Annotated in this window: 15 protein-coding genes and 1 other annotated feature; of the genes, 13 read left to right on the forward strand and 2 right to left on the reverse strand. The window is 53.6% G+C overall.

All coding sequences use genetic code 11. The features are described 5' to 3' along the window. Positions 1-51: 51 nt before the first annotated feature. The 9 genes from QMO62_RS00625 to QMO62_RS00665 all read left to right on the forward strand — a co-directional run bounded on the left by QMO62_RS00625 (position 52) and on the right by QMO62_RS00665 (position 9,331). Positions 52-1,302, forward strand: coding sequence for an Rne/Rng family ribonuclease (locus tag QMO62_RS00625; protein WP_284637903.1), 1,251 nt, complete (start codon positions 52-54; stop codon positions 1,300-1,302). Positions 1,303-1,373: 71 nt separating this feature from the next. Beyond that, positions 1,374-1,460 (forward strand) — a sequence feature (ribosomal protein L21 leader region). Between the two features lie 13 nt (positions 1,461-1,473). After that, positions 1,474-1,785, forward strand: coding sequence for a 50S ribosomal protein L21 (gene rplU / locus QMO62_RS00630; RefSeq protein ID WP_284637905.1), 312 nt, complete (start codon positions 1,474-1,476; stop codon positions 1,783-1,785). A 9-nt stretch (positions 1,786-1,794) separates the two neighbouring features. Further along, positions 1,795-2,133, forward strand: a complete 339-nt coding sequence (locus tag QMO62_RS00635) for a ribosomal-processing cysteine protease Prp (protein WP_284637906.1) — start codon at positions 1,795-1,797, stop codon at positions 2,131-2,133. 6 nt (positions 2,134-2,139) lie between these two features. After that, entirely contained in the window at positions 2,140-2,451 is a 312-nt protein-coding gene (rpmA, locus tag QMO62_RS00640; RefSeq protein ID WP_284637908.1) for a 50S ribosomal protein L27, read from the forward strand. A 185-nt stretch (positions 2,452-2,636) separates the two neighbouring features. Further along, positions 2,637-3,254: a Spo0B domain-containing protein gene (locus QMO62_RS00645; protein WP_284637909.1), complete on the forward strand. Its 618-nt coding sequence runs from the start codon at positions 2,637-2,639 to the stop codon at positions 3,252-3,254. A gap of 12 nt (positions 3,255-3,266) precedes the next feature. Next, on the forward strand, positions 3,267-4,568 hold the full coding sequence (gene obgE, locus QMO62_RS00650; RefSeq protein ID WP_284637911.1) for a GTPase ObgE: 1,302 nt from the start codon (positions 3,267-3,269) through the stop codon (positions 4,566-4,568). Positions 4,569-4,836: 268 nt separating this feature from the next. Further along, positions 4,837-6,069, forward strand: coding sequence for an MFS transporter (locus QMO62_RS00655; protein ID WP_284637913.1), 1,233 nt, complete (start codon positions 4,837-4,839; stop codon positions 6,067-6,069). 33 nt (positions 6,070-6,102) lie between these two features. Further along, complete coding sequence (gene nasC / locus QMO62_RS00660) at positions 6,103-8,232, forward strand: assimilatory nitrate reductase catalytic subunit NasC (RefSeq protein WP_284637915.1); 2,130 nt, start codon at positions 6,103-6,105, stop codon at positions 8,230-8,232. A 43-nt stretch (positions 8,233-8,275) separates the two neighbouring features. Continuing rightward, on the forward strand, positions 8,276-9,331 hold the full coding sequence (locus tag QMO62_RS00665) for an anthranilate phosphoribosyltransferase (protein WP_284637917.1): 1,056 nt from the start codon (positions 8,276-8,278) through the stop codon (positions 9,329-9,331). A gap of 43 nt (positions 9,332-9,374) precedes the next feature. On the opposite strand, the gene QMO62_RS00670 is transcribed toward QMO62_RS00665, so the two are convergent. Continuing rightward, the gene (locus QMO62_RS00670) at positions 9,375-9,884 is read right to left on the reverse strand and encodes an NUDIX domain-containing protein (RefSeq protein ID WP_284637919.1); all 510 of its coding nucleotides are present in this window, start codon (positions 9,882-9,884) and stop codon (positions 9,375-9,377) included. Between the two features lie 171 nt (positions 9,885-10,055). Between QMO62_RS00670 and thrR the strand changes: the two genes are divergently transcribed. From thrR to pheA, 4 genes are all read left to right on the forward strand, one after another. Continuing rightward, positions 10,056-10,511, forward strand: a complete 456-nt coding sequence (thrR, locus tag QMO62_RS00675; protein ID WP_284644814.1) for a transcriptional regulator ThrR — start codon at positions 10,056-10,058, stop codon at positions 10,509-10,511. A 252-nt stretch (positions 10,512-10,763) separates the two neighbouring features. Next, positions 10,764-12,050 carry a homoserine dehydrogenase gene (locus QMO62_RS00680; protein ID WP_284637921.1) on the forward strand — a complete coding sequence of 429 codons (1,287 nt, stop codon included), beginning with the start codon at positions 10,764-10,766 and terminating at the stop codon, positions 12,048-12,050. A gap of 57 nt (positions 12,051-12,107) precedes the next feature. Further along, a complete protein-coding gene (gene thrB / locus QMO62_RS00685) occupies positions 12,108-13,088 on the forward strand; it encodes a homoserine kinase (RefSeq protein WP_284644815.1) in 981 nt (326 codons plus the stop codon). Beyond that, complete coding sequence (gene pheA / locus QMO62_RS00690; RefSeq protein WP_284637922.1) at positions 13,085-13,930, forward strand: prephenate dehydratase; 846 nt, start codon at positions 13,085-13,087, stop codon at positions 13,928-13,930. The genes thrB and pheA overlap by 4 nt, the downstream gene beginning before the upstream one ends. A 62-nt stretch (positions 13,931-13,992) precedes the next feature. Here the strand turns inward: pheA and QMO62_RS00695 are convergent, their stop codons facing one another. Then, positions 13,993-14,856 (reverse strand): formate/nitrite transporter family protein, encoded by an 864-nt coding sequence (locus QMO62_RS00695; protein ID WP_284637924.1) that lies wholly within the window; start codon positions 14,854-14,856, stop codon positions 13,993-13,995. Positions 14,857-14,879: the final 23 nt, after the last annotated feature.

Here is a 14,879-nt window from a genome sequence, read left to right on the forward strand (position 1 = left end):
ACGGGCATTCATCCCGGGAATATGGTACAATAAGGCCGAGGTGTTGCGGGCATGAAACGCATTTTGGTGCAATGCGATGAGGATATTACCCAAGTGGCCGTCTTGGAACACGGTAAGCTTGTGGAATTTTATAAAGGTGACCGGGAGCAGAACGGACAGCTTGCCGGCAATATTTATATCGGCCGCGTCGTCAGGGTGCTGCAGGGAATGCAGGCCGCATTCGTGGACGTCGGCTTGGACAAAAATGTGTTTTTGTACATCGATGATCTCCTCCCTGCACATCTTGAGAAACAGCCGAAGGAAAAGCCCCCGATTCATGATTTGGTAAAGGTCGGTCAGACGATCATGGTGCAGGTGGTCAAGGAGCCGGTCGGCGGCAAAGGAGCACGGGTTACGACGCATTTCTCCATCCCTGGCCGCTTTGGCGTTTTTATGCCGCTTGCCGATTACATCGGAGTTTCCCGTAAAATCGAGAGTGCCGCCGAGCGCGAACGGCTCAAGAAAATAGCGGAACGCCAGCTGAAACCGGGCGAGGGCTTTATCGTACGTACGGCAGCCATGGGAGAAGCCGAAGAGGCGCTGGCGGCGGATTTGTCCGAGCTGCGCCTGCGCTGGCGGATGATCGAACAGGCAGGCTTGCAGACGGGCGCGGTCCCTCGCAGAATCTATACGGACCTGGAGATGCTGCCGCGGCTTGTGCGGGATTTGTTCCGTGACGACGTCACCGAATTAGTCGTCAATTCACAGTCGGCGTATCAGCAGATTGAAGCATACGTCATGCCGGGGACCCCCATGCTAACTAAGCGCATCCGTTATGAAGCGGAGCCGTATTTACTCAACCGGCACGGTGTGATGGATCAGCTTGAGCAGGGCTTGAAGCGGAAGGTCTGGCTGGATAACGGCTCTTATCTGATCATTGATAGAACCGAAGCGTTAACTGTATTCGACGTGAATACCGGTAAATATACGGGGTCCGTCGATCTGGAAAGGACGGCCTTCGATACCAATATGGCGGCGGCGCGGGAGATTGCGAGATTGCTGCGCTTGCGCGATATCGGCGGCTTGATCGTCATTGACTTCATCGATATGGCTTCCGAGGATTACCGCCAGCAGGTGCAGGACGAGCTTGCACGCGAGGCCAGCAAGGACCGGACGAAAACCGTCGTGGTAGGTTGGACGAAGCTGGGGCTTGTCGAGCTCACGCGCAAGAAGGTGCGGGAAAGCAAGGAGACCACCGTGCTGGAAGCATGCGCGCACTGCGGCGGCAACGGCTGGATTGCAAAAGCCAAGCCGTTGAAGTAGTTTTCTTTTGCAAATATTCGTTGCTTTTTGTCAGGCGGTTGTGGTAATATGTTTGAGTGTGTTGCCGAAGGCGCATGCTGTAACCGCTCGAAGCGGGTTTTAAGAGCCGGCTCTTTTGGGTCAAGCCACCTGGCTATTAGGCGAGTCTGAGACATGAGGAGGTGCAACAAAATGTTTGCTATTATCGAGACAGGCGGTAAGCAGTACAAGGTTCAAGAAGGTGATGTTGTTTACATCGAGAAGCTTGAGGCTGCTGCCGGCGATGCTGTAACTTTTGACCGTGTTCTGGTTGTTTCCAAGGAGAGCGGTCTGGTCGTAGGTTCTCCGGTCGTTGCCGGTGCTTCTGTAACTGCCAAGGTTGAGAAGCAAGGTAAAGGCGAGAAGATCATCGTTTTCAAGTACAAAGCGAAGAAAAACTACCGCAAGAAGCAAGGTCATCGTCAGCCTTACACAAAAGTTGTGATCGACAAGATCCAAGCGTAAGGTGAGATTATGATTCGAGTTGCGATTCGCAGAGAATCGGGCGGTCGTATCCAGCGATTTCAGGTGGACGGCCACGCTCAGTATGACGAGCCGGGCAAGGACATTGTCTGTGCCGGCGTATCTGCTGTCACCGTGGGAACCGTGAACGCCATAGAGGCGTTGCTCAAGGTTCAGCTGAAGACACACATGAAGCACGGGCTGCTGAAGGTGGATATTCCTGAACTGGAAGAGCCGCTTCGTGACCAGGTGCAGCTGCTACTGGAATCGATGGTTGTTATGCTGCAGTCGATCGAACAATCGTATGGTGCATATATAGCATTGAAAGACACTAATCAAGCAAGGAGGTAGACTGACATGTTACAATTGAATCTTCAATTGTTCGCTTCCAAGAAGGGTGTAGGTTCCACAAAGAACGGTCGTGATTCCATCGCGAAGCGTCTTGGCGTGAAGCGTGCAGACGGCCAAGCCGTAACTGCAGGAAGCATCCTCGTTCGTCAACGCGGAACGAAGATCCATCCAGGCAACAACGTAGGCATCGGTTCCGATGACACGCTGTTCGCATTGGTGGAAGGCGTTGTGAAGTTCGAGCGTCTTGGACGTGACCGCAAGAGAGTGAGCGTCTACCCTGTAGCCGCTGCTCCGGTAGCTGCGACGGTGGAAGCGTAATAACATCACGAAGCATAAACCCTGGCGAGACTTATGTCGCCGGGTTTTTTTGTACTTGTGACGGTCGGCCGGCGAACTCATCTTTGGAAAGTAACCCGATGTCGTGGTATAATATAATTTGGTGAAGTTTGCCGCTCACCGTGGTATACTTTGGAAACCAAAGATGAACGGAGAGGTAAGCGGAAATGACGTCGAAGACGAACGAAGCTACGAGGGAGGATGGCTTAATGGAGCCTTCCGACACGGACCTGCGCATGCTGCGCCTATTCAATCACTACCGTCATGATTGGATGAATGACATCCAGATACTGTTTGGTTACGTAAAGCTTAAGAAATATGATAAATTAACCGATTTAATGGAAAAAATAAAAGAGAAGGTGCAGCAGGAGAGTTATATCTCCAAGCTGGGCGTTCCTTCGCTGATCATGGCGCTGCTGTCATTTAAATGCGAAGTGAAGGAGTTAAAGCTGGACGTCAGTATGGATCATGAATTCTCCATCGGTGATATGGCTTTTGCCCGTTCGGTGGAGGGTTGGATTCTGGGCCTACTGGCAGCTTTTAAGGTGGAAGCGTCCCTGCTGCCCGATGAAGAACACGAGCTTGTGCTCACCTTTTCTTTATCGGACGGCTTGCTCCAAGTAAAGTCGGAATACCGAGGCGGATATCGTGAGGAACAGCTGGAGACCGCGAAGCAGGAGCTTGATCGGGAATGGCTCGGTCCGAGCGGCGCTCAATCGGTGTTCGAGAATCGGGAAGGGATTGCAGTTTGGACGGCCGCATGGCGAACGGTGACGGATACATAAAGAGGTGACTTGATGTTTGTTGATAAAGCGAAAATTTATGTTAAAGGCGGGGACGGCGGGGACGGACTTGTGGCGTTTCGCCGCGAGAAGTATGTTCCTGAAGGAGGCCCTGCCGGTGGTGACGGCGGCGACGGCGGCGATGTGATCTTCCGCGTGGATGAAGGTCTGAGAACGCTGGTCGACTTCCGGTACCAGAAGCATTTCAAGGCGACGCGAGGCGAGAAGGGCCGCAATAAAAGTCAGCATGGAGCGAATGCGGACGATATGATCGTTCGAGTGCCGCCCGGCACGGTAGTCATTGATGATGACACGCAGGAAACGATTGCGGACTTAACACGCCATGGGCAAGAGGTAGTTATTGCAAAGGGCGGTCGCGGCGGACGGGGGAATACCCGTTTTGCTACGGCGAACAACCCGGCTCCGGAAATTGCGGAGAATGGCGAGGAAGGTCAGGAGCGCTGGGTGGTGCTCGAGTTGAAGGTCATGGCGGACGCAGGGTTGGTCGGTTTCCCGTCTGTCGGGAAATCGACGCTGCTCTCCGTCGTATCCGGAGCCCGTCCGAAGATCGGAGCCTATCACTTTACGACTTTGACCCCGAACCTTGGAGTTGTTGATGTAGGGGACGGACGAAGCTTTGTGCTTGCCGATTTGCCCGGCTTGATCGAAGGCGCGCATGAAGGCGTCGGGCTTGGACATGAATTTCTGCGGCATGTCGAGAGGACGAGAATTATCGTCCATGTCGTAGATATGGCAGCTACCGACGGCAGAGATCCGTTCGAGGATTGGCAGAAGATTAACGAAGAGCTGAAGCTGTACAACGCGCAGCTGGAGGACCGGCCGCAGCTGGTGGTCGCCAATAAGATGGACATGCCGGAGGCTGAAGAGCATTTGGCGGAATTTCAGCGGCGGCTGTCGGAGCAGCGTCCTGACATTACGGTGTACCCGATCTCTGCCGTGGCGCGCAAGGGTGTTCAGGAGCTGATGTACAAGATCGCGGACCTCCTTGAGACGATCCCCGAAACGCCTCACGTGGAAGAAGTCACCGAGGTGCAGGAGCGCAAGGTGTACCGCCTGGAGAAGAAGGAGGACGATGACTTTACGATCAAGCGTGATAACGACGTATTTGTCATTGAGAGTCCGAGCATCGAGAAGCTGATCAAACGCACGAATTTCAGCACTCACGAATCTGTGATGCGATTTGCGCGGATCCTGCGGAAGAAGGGCATTGATCAGGCTCTGCGGGAACGCGGGGCGGAGCATGGACAAACCATTCGCATCGGTGATTTTGAATTTGAATTCGTAGAACAGGAATAATGAAAACCCGTTTCTCACATCAATGTAACATGTGGGTGACGGGTTTTTATTTTTCTAAACACGTACATTTATTTTATTGTGTACAGGCAATGTTCGTAAATGTCATGTATAAAAAAGCCAAAGGTGAATGACGCGAAGAAAACTGCATAAAAACATGAACAAATCACAAAAAACCCATTGATCTTTTTGGATAGCGGATGTATAGTGTATGTAAATAAACATAACACAAATACAAAGAGAAGCTATTTAATTTGGGAGGTAATGTGGAATGGATGTAAAGAATTTTAAAAAAGCAGGTCATTTTCCAAGTTTGATGTCAGCATTTCTCTACTTTGATGTTAGCTTTATGATTTGGGTTCTTTGTGGAGCGTTGTCACTTTACATCACGAGGGACTTCGGACTCACGGATGCTCAGAAGGCTACCATGGTTGCCATCCCGACCCTGGGAGGCTCGATCTTCCGGATCCCTATGGGAATTCTCGCCGATCGGATCGGCTCCAAGAAGGCAGGTATGATCGGGATGTCGCTTACCATCCTCCCTTTGTTATGGGGGTGGCTGGGCGGTGTCAGCTTAAATCAGGTATATGCCTTCGGCTTCCTGCTCGGTATTGCCGGTGCAAGCTTCGCCGTATCCCTGTCGCTTGCTAGCCGCTGGTACCCTCCGCAATATCAAGGTTTGGCCATGGGGATCGCAGGGGCGGGGAACAGCGGAACCGCACTCGCTACCTTTTTCGGACCGCAGCTGGCTAACGCCTACGGCTGGAATAACGTATTCGGTATGGCAATCATTCCACTTCTGCTCGTTATGATCGCTTATGCACTTATGGCTAAGGATGCGCCGAATCAGCCGGCCCCTAAGAGCTTGAAGGATTATCTTTCCGTATTGAAGGTTCCGGATACTTGGTGGTTCAGCATTTTCTACGCTATTACGTTCGGCGGTTTTGTCGGATTCTCCAGCTACTTTAATATCTTCTTCTACGATGTGTACGGGGATAAAGTGATGGAAGGCGGCTTGACGAAGGTACAGGTAGGGTACCTCGTAACGATTACGGTGATAGCTGGGAGCTTCTTCCGTCCGATCGGCGGATATATTGCGGATAAAATTGGCGGCATGCGATTTATGCTGCTGTTATACAGCATCATTACCATTTGCGCTTATGGAATTTCCCTGATGCCAAGCTCGTTTGTTGTTATGCTGATCATCACCAGTATTATGATGGCTTGCCTGGGGATGGGGAACGGCTCGATTTTTCAAATTGTGCCCCAGCGTTTTTCCAAAGAAATCGGCGTTGTTACGGGAATTGTCGGCGCGGCGGGGGGCCTGGGCGGATTCTTGCTTCCGAATAACGTGCTTGGACCGCTGAAGCAGGCAACAGGCAGCCACGTAACGGGCTTTCTCGTGGTAGCATCGATTGTGCTTATTGTAACGCTTGTATTCTATGCGGTAACGCGAAGCTGGCGTAAGGCTTGGGCGACGGCGGATTCCGGAGTGAATTTCTAATCAAAGGCTAGAGAGTAAGGTGAGTGAGCAGAGATGAGCGAGTTTCTTAAAGCGTTTCAGAAGCGTCAGGCAGAGCAGCCTCCCCGGGAAAAGACGACCCAAACCGAATGTCCCTACTGCAGTGTACAGTGCACAATGAATTTGCATGAGGAAAAGTCGATCATGGTGAGCCGCTACGCTGTGTCCCCGAACAAGGAGGACCCGGTCACAGACGGCAGGCTGTGTGTCAAAGGACTCAATGCTCATGTGCATGCTACCCATGATAAGCGGCTGAAATACCCGATGGTGCGTGTGGACGGAAGGCTAACGCCCGTTTCCTGGGAGGCCGCGCTGCAGCAGGTCGGTGACAGAATCCGTGAGCTTCAAGCACGATACGGGAAGGATACCGTCGGTGTTTACGGGGGCGGCTCACTGACGAACGAAGAATGTTATCTCCTCGGCAAATTTGCCAGAATTGCGCTTCAGACCAAATATATCGATTATAACGGCCGCTTCTGCATGTCGGCGGCGGCCGGCGCGTCCAACTTGACCTTCGGGGTAGATCGGGGCTTGACCAACCCCCTGGAAGAGGTGCCTCTGGCGAAATGTATCATCCTCGCAGGGACCAACATCGCGGAGTGCCAGCCGACAATTATGCAGTATTTTCGCAAAGCGCGTTCGGAAGGAAGCAAAATCATTGTGATCGACCCCCGAGAAACGGCTACCTGCTCCATCGCCGATCTTCATCTGCGCGTGAAGCCCGGCTATGATGCCGCTTTGGTGAACGGCATGCTGAAGGTGCTTGTGGAAGAGGGCTATGTGAATCGGGATTTCCTTGAGGCGCGAACCCATGGATACCAGGAGCTGGAGGAGCATGTGAAGCAGGTGTCGCTTGCCGAGGTAGCTGCGTTGACGGGGGTACCCGTCGAGCATATCCGCGAGGCGGCGCGCTGGTACGGAGCGGCGGAAACCGGCATGATTTTCACGGCGCGCGGGGTAGAGCAGCACGCTAGCGGCGTAGCAAACGTGAGAAATTTTCTCAACATGGTGCTGCTGACCGGGAAAATCGGTAAGCCGGGCTGCGGCTATGGGGCCATCACAGGTCAGGCTAATGGCCAAGGCGGCCGGGAGCATGGACAGAAGGCCGATCAGCTGCCGGGCTACCGGCTGATTGAGAATCCCGAGCACCGGGCCTATATTGCCAAGGTTTGGGGAGTACCGGAGGAGGAGCTGCCCCGCAAAGGCGTCTCTGCTTATGAGATGATGGAGGCGATCGACCGCGGCGAGATCAAGGGCTTGATCATCCTCGCCTCCAATCCCGTTGTTTCCAACCCCAACAGTCATCTGGTCGAAAGAGCGATGGCAAAGCTGGAATTTTTGGTTGTTATCGATTTGTTCGAATCGGAGACGACGAAGTGGGCGCATATGCTGCTGCCCGGCTCCGCCTATTTGGAGGATGAGGGGACGATCACGCAGCTGGAAGGGCGCGTCATGGTGCGAAGAGCGCTGAAGTCGCTGCCCGGGAGGGCCAAGCTGGATTGGAGGATACTTTGCGACATCGCGCAGGTGCTGGGCAAAGGGCAATATTTTCAGTACAACCATGCTGAACAAATTTTTCAAGAGCTGTGCCTTGCCTCCAAGGGAGGACTTGCGGATTACTCCGGCATGAGCTATGAACGGATAGAGAAGGAGCACGGGATGTTCTGGCCTTGTCCGGAAGAGGGCCATGCGGGCACACCTCGGATGTTCGAAGAGCGGTTCGCTCATGCCGACGGCCGTGCGAGGCTGGTTCCGATCGAGCATCAGAATCCGAAGGAAGTGGCCACGAGGAAATACCCTTATCTGCTAACGACAGGCAGGGTGCTTCAGCACTATTTATCCGGGGTTCAGACGCGGAACACGTCGGAGCTGAATTCCAAATATCCGGAGCCTTTACTCGAAATCCATCCGGATACGGCAGGAGTCATTGGTCTTGTTAACGGCGGTCACGCCAAGGTGGCCTCAAGGCGCGGCTCGATCCGGCTGAAGGTGAAGGTTTCCGCGAAGATTCGCCAGGACACGGTCTTCGTTGCTTTCCATTGGGGCGAGGAGCAGTGCATCAATCGTCTCACGAACCCGGCACTTGATCCAACCTGTCGGATGCCGGAGTTCAAGGTTTGTGCCGTTCAGATCGCGCCGGGATAGCCGGTTAAGAGATGCAGCATGCCTATACTTGGAGGTTCTGATCATGAAACAGTACATCAAGGCAGTCGGAACGGGGAAGCTAGGGTCAAGAAGCTTGTCCTATGATGAAGCGGTAGCGGCTGCCCATGCCATCGCCAGGGGGGAGTCAACGGATGCCCAAACGGCAGCGTTCCTTATGGCGATGCGGATGAAGGGCGAAGCCGACGAAGAAATGATGGGCTTTATTGATGTATTTCGCAAGTATTCGCTGCCGTATCGGTCATTCTCACATTCTCTAAATTGTGCCGGCCCCTATGATGGTCGGCACTATTTTCCGGTTACGATTCCCGTAAGTCTGCTTCTTGCCTCCGTGGGATTTTCTCAGGTGCTCCATGGCAGCGTGGCGCTCCCGCCTAAGCTGGGGCAGTCCGTGAAGGAGCTGCTTGAGGGACTCGGTGTCCAAGTGGAGCTGGAGGCGAAGCTATGGGAAAAAATTTTCGTTTCTCTCCATATCGGATTCATCTGGACGGATCTGATTTGTCCTCCGTTCGGAAGGGTGAGGCACGTTCGGGAGCAGATCGGGCTGCGCACTTTCCTTAATACAGTGGAGAAGATGATCAATCCGGTTCATTCGCTGAATATGGTCATCGGTGTGAACCATAAGACGGCCATGGAGCACTTGATTCATCTGCTGCCCAAAACGGGCTTCGAGACCGCGTATATTGTCCAAGGGATGGAGGGGTCAGAGGATCTCCCCCTTCATAAGAACAGCTCCATACGGAAGGTGACGCCTTGGGGAGATGAATCAAGTACAATCGATCCCAGTACGTTCGGTTTCCGCGGAGCTCCTCTCGAGAAGTGCACCAAGGAGGTTCAGCTTGAGTTATTGTCCCGGGTCATATCCGGTGATGATTCCGAGGAGGTGCTAAACGAGCGCGACCATGTCATTTTCAACGCAGGGCTGCGGCTTTATTGGTTTGACAAGGTGGGCTCGTACGAGGAGGGCTTTCAGCTGGCCGCCTCGCTGCTCCAGCGCAAGGAGGCGCTGAAGCTGCTGAACCGCTGGATTGAGATGAGCCGCCCGGGAGACGCGCAGACCCGCCTTCAGGCAAACGCATAAGCATACAAGCCACGCTCTTTCAAGAGAAGCGTGGCTTTTTTGGCTATCTCTTCTGCGGGTCCACCAGCTCGGTCCAATGTACGGCGGACCGACCCTCTGCATCGAAGCCGGCAGTGCCCACCCATATATGAGGGGAAGGGCCGTAAGTAAAGTAGTGCTCCAGTAGACTGTGGAAAATAAAAGGAATTTCACGGTCCAGCACCTTCTCCTTCGGAATCCAGTGCAGCTCCCCTTCTTCCGTCTGAATCACCTCACGCCGTTTGGCGGTTGCCGTATAAATAAATTGCTGCCTTATTTCCTTCTGGTTCTGACGAATCAAAATATATTGCAGGTGAAGATTCTCAAGCTCTTCCGTCGACAGCCCCGTTTCTTCGTATATCTCTCTTAGCATGGCCGTCTTTGGATCATTGATTTCCTCCGGCTCCAGGTGACCGCCTACCGATGCCCACATGCCGGGGCTTAACGTGCGTTTCGGAGAACGCTTCATCATCAGCATATCGTTGCCGTTAAACAGAATGGCCGTTGCCATCATCCGGGCTCGCAAAGTAGACAAAGAGAATAACTCCTTCCGTTCTGTAGGTAAGTAGGGATGTACGTTTCCACTGTACCACAAAAATTTGAGCTGTGCCTATTGCAGGTCTTATGAGAAGTGCGCTATAATGTCCACTAGGTGAAAACAATCGTCTTTCTAGAGAGGACTGCTGACGTGCCGGATAATACAGGGATGCAAGGTCTCCCGGACAGCCGGGAGCGTTACTACTTGGTGAGGGAAGATATTTTGCCGGAAGCGCTGGTGAAGACGGTGCAAGCCAAGGAGCTGCTGGCCCGCGGAGAGGTGAAGACCATTCATGACGCGGTCGAGCAGGTGGAGCTGAGCCGGAGCGCTTTCTATAAGTACAAAGACGGCATCTATCCTTTGAGTAAGCTGGAGCGGGAGCGAATCGTTACGATCTCCATGGATTTGGAGCATCGCTCGGGTATACTGTCTCGCGTGCTTGCCATGATTGCCGGCTTAGAAGGCAATGTGCTTACCATTCACCAGACCATTCCTCTGCAGGGGGTAGCCAATGTCGTCATCTCCGTGGAAACCTCGTTGATGAGTGAGAATGTCGCTTTTCTGCTGAACAAGCTCCGATCGCAAGACGGCGTCACGCGCGCCCACCTCGTCGGGCAAGGCTAAATTAAATATAACATTGATTTTCAAAATGAATCGGGATAGGTAAAAAGCAGCCGTAGAGTTTACGTGTCGGCCTTTGAAAATGAGGTTTATCCATCAACTATGATATAATAAAAGCTCATTTTCACCGGGGTCCCCGCAAAGTAATCGGATTATGCTTCTAGGTGATTGCTTCACTTTGTGGGGTGTAGATAGACCGAAGGCGCTTTTTACCGGGACCGACCTGATTTTGAAAATCAATCAAGGAGGAACCATATGAAACCAATCAAAGTAGGCTTACTAGGACTAGGAACGGTCGGTACCGGTGTGGTACGGATCGTGGAAGGGCATCAGCATGATCTGGCAAGCCAATCCGGTTCCGCCATCGAAATCGCCAAAATTCTGGTGCAGGACACAAGCAAAACCCGTAATATTAACGTTTCCGCCGATAAGCTGACAGACAATCCTAACGATATTATTGAAAACCCGGAAATCGATGTTGTTGTTGAGGTTATGGGCGGCATCGAGCTTTCGAAAAAATACATTCTGGATGCGTTGGAACACGGTAAGCACATTGTTACGGCCAATAAAGACCTGATGGCGCTGCATGGGCCGGAAATATTGGCGAAAGCGGCGGAGAAACGCTGCGATGTGTTCTATGAAGCGAGTGTGGCTGGCGGCATTCCGATCATCCGTACGCTGATCGAGGGCTTTACGTCCGACCGGATTACGAAAATCATGGGTATCGTCAACGGAACGACCAACTACATTTTGACCAAGATGAGCCAAGAGGGCGCAGCATACGACGACGTGCTGAAAGAGGCGCAGCAGCTCGGTTATGCCGAAGCGGATCCGACCTCCGATGTAGAGGGCTTTGATGCGGCTCGCAAAATGACCATCCTCGGCACCCTCGGCTTCCGGACTGAAATGGCTCTGGCTGACGTGTCGGTAAAAGGTATCTCCAAGGTATCCAAGGAGGATATCGCCTACGGAAAGAAGCTTGGGTACGAGGTGAAGCTGCTCGGAATCGCGGAGCATCAGGATGATCGCATCAGCATCAGCGTTCAGCCTACCATGGTGAAGATGACCCACCCGCTTGCTTCCGTGAACGGCGTATTCAATGCGGTTTATGTATATGGGGAAGCGGTTGGCGAGACCATGTTCTACGGTCCGGGTGCAGGCGAGCTGCCTACGGCAACATCGGTCGTAGCGGATCTTGTGGCGGTTGTCCGCAACCTGAAACTGGGCATCAACGGGCAGCGCGGCTTCGTTCCGTACAAGGAGAAGAAGCTGAAAACCGACGAGCAGATCGTTTCCAAAAACTTCATCCTGCTGCACGTTGCGGATAAGGCTGGAGTACTTGCTCAAATCACGCAGGTATTTGCTGAACATGAGGTGAGCTTGGAATCGGTGCTTCAGCATCCGAACGCGTCGAACCCGGCAGCTGAGATCATCATTATTACGCATGACGCGAATCAAGCGGCAATGAAAAATGTACTGAAGGAGTTCGAATCGATGGACGTCGTTCATTCGATTAAGAGCGTATACCGTGTCGAGGGCTAACCAAGACGAAATGAGCTATGCAGAAGCTGGAAGCGTAAGGAGAACGTAACTCTCATGATGATAGATAAAAGCCGCAAGGTACGTGTGAAAATACCGGCCAGTACGGCCAATTTGGGCCCGGGCTTCGATACGCTGGGGATGGCGCTGGGTTTATATGCGTGGATCGAGATGGGCTTTGCCGATGAGACGAAGATCACGTTGTTCGGCGATCAAATGCAAGGGATCCCGACGGATAAGAGTAATTTGGTCTATGAAGTGGCGCAAATGGTATTTCAGCGGGGAGGGGTTTCCTGCCCAGAGCTGGACATTGCCATGTACAGCGATGCTCCGCTGACACGGGGCCTCGGCAGCAGCGCCTCCGCCATCGTAGGCGCACTCGCTGCGGCGAACGCGTTGATCGGCAGCCCTTTGACGAACGATGACCTGTTCCAAATGGCGACCGAGCTCGAGAAGCATCCCGACAATGTCGGAGCATCGATTTTCGGAGGCTTGGTAGTTGCGTTCTGGGACGGGGAGCGGGCGGAGCACATCCGGGTCGAGCCGGACGAGCGGCTGGAGGTGCTGGTCGCCATTCCGCATTTCCAGCTGTCGACGGAGAAGGCGCGCCATGTGCTTCCCCGGGAGCAAAGCTTGGCTAACGCAGTGTATAACGTCGGGCACTCGAGTGTTCTCGTAGCTGCGTTCTGCACAGGCAGACTGGATATGATCTCGCATGCGATGAAGGATGCGCTGCATCAGCCGTATCGTGCGCCTTTGGTGCCGGGGCTCGGCAGGATTTTGGCGGAGGCTACGGACCATGGGGCGCTGGGTGTCGCGCTAAGCGGCGCGGGGCCAACCATACTGGCGCTAGTGGACCGGAGCAGCTCGCAGAAGGCTGAGCTGGAAGCGTTCATGAAGGAGACGCTGAAGCAGGAAGGCATCGAAGCCACTACGATGTGGCTTATGCCGGACCGGGCGGGTGTGCAAGTAAGCGAGGTGTCTCCTGCGGAGCGGGAGGCAAGCTTGTTCGACAACATTAAAGGGGAGATCCGGATATGAAGCGAATCGCGCTCTTAGGTCCGGGCACCTTTACGGAGGAATCGGCGCATTATTTTCTGGGCAAGGAAGCGTACGAGTATGTGGGGTGCAAGCTCATCGACGATGTTTTCTTGTCCACGGTGAACGGACAAACCGATTATAGTGTGATCCCGATCGAGAATACGTTCGACGGCTCCGTTAGTCTCCATTTGGATTGGATTGTCCATCAGGTGGACTTGCCTTTTCGGGCGGAATGGGTGTACCCGATCTCGATTAACCTGTTAGCTGTGAAGGATGCGCCGAAGGACTTCTCGCGAATTCAAAAGGTGTATTCTCACGGCGTGACCTTATCGCAATGCCGCCTGTTTCTAAAGGAGAAGCTGCCGCACGTGGAGCTGGAGCAGGTAAGCAGCAACGGGGAAGCCGCGCGCTTAGTCCGGGAGCTTGGGGAGCCTGGGGTAGCGGCACTTGCGCCTATGACGGCGGGAACGCTGTATGATTTGCAGACGCTTGCAAGCGGAGTTCAGGACCATCAGGATAATTACACGCGCTTTGTGCTGGTTGGACCTGAGGTACCTAAGCTAAAGCAAGCGGACGGGGTGAAAACGACGATCCTCGTCACCTTGCCGGAGGACTATCCGGGTGCGCTGCATCAGGTGCTGTCCGCATTCGCGTGGCGCCGGATCAATCTTTCGAAGATCGAGTCGAGACCGACAAAGAAAAAGCTCGGCAGCTACTACTTCTATATCGACATTAATGCGTCCTTGGATTCCGTGCTGCTGCCGGCCGCTTTACAGGAGATTGAGGCGATCGGATGTCAGGTGAGAATTCTCGGCTGTTATCCTACGTTTGCTTATAAATAAACGGGAAAGACCCTCGATGGCCGCTGCTTAGGAGCGACCTTCGAGGGTCTTTCGCATCTTCGTTAATGCAGCCCGCTAATCTGCTCTATCCCCGCAGAGCTATCCTTACCCCACTCTAAGTCCGCAGTGCCGCCATGCTTCTCTGCGGCCGACGGCTGCTTCTTCGCGTAGGCGATGCCGTACACTCCCGTTACAAACAGAGCACCGCCCACGGCATTGCCTAAAAAAACGGGGACAAAGTTGGCGATATATTCCGCCCAAGTAGCATGTCCGGCGAAAATCGCAGCAGGGATCAGAAACATATTCGCGACAACGTGCTGAAAGCCGATCGCCACAAAGGCCATCGTAGGAAACCAGATGCCGAACACATACCCGGTGCCGTCCTTCGAGCCGTATGCCAGCCAAACCGCAAGTGCCACAAGCCAGTTGCACCCGACACCCGAGAGGAAGGCCGCGAGGAACGGTTCCTCGAGCTTTCCGTGAGCTAAAGCCAATGTACGGGTCAGATACTCGCCTTGCTCTGTCAGGCCGACAAGATGGCCGAATACGTAAGCGACGAAGAGCGCCCCTGCGAAATTGCCGATAGTAATCCAGAACCAGTTGAAAGCAACGCGATAAGCGGGAATTTTTCCTTGAAAACAGGCCATCGATAACGTCATCATATTGCCGGTAAGCAGCTCTCCTCCTGCGGCCAGCGTGAGGATAAGCCCAACGGGGAATACGGCAGCTCCAACAGCTCCGGCGAGGCCGCTCCACGCCGGAGGCAGCCCTGCGCTAACCCGGATGGCAAGAAGAAAGCCGAGGGCGATATACGCGCCCGCGGCGAAGCCCAGCGGCAGTTGTTTAGACAGAATGGGGTAGTATGCCTTTTTCCAACCGGTTTCTCCCGCAGTCAAAGCGATCTGTTCAGGCTTCATGAAGCTCATAAGTCATCACTCCTATGCCATGT

Origin of the sequence: Paenibacillus silviterrae, from assembly GCF_030167925.1 — a bacterium.
Lineage (GTDB): Bacteria > Bacillota > Bacilli > Paenibacillales > NBRC-103111 > Paenibacillus_G > Paenibacillus_G silviterrae.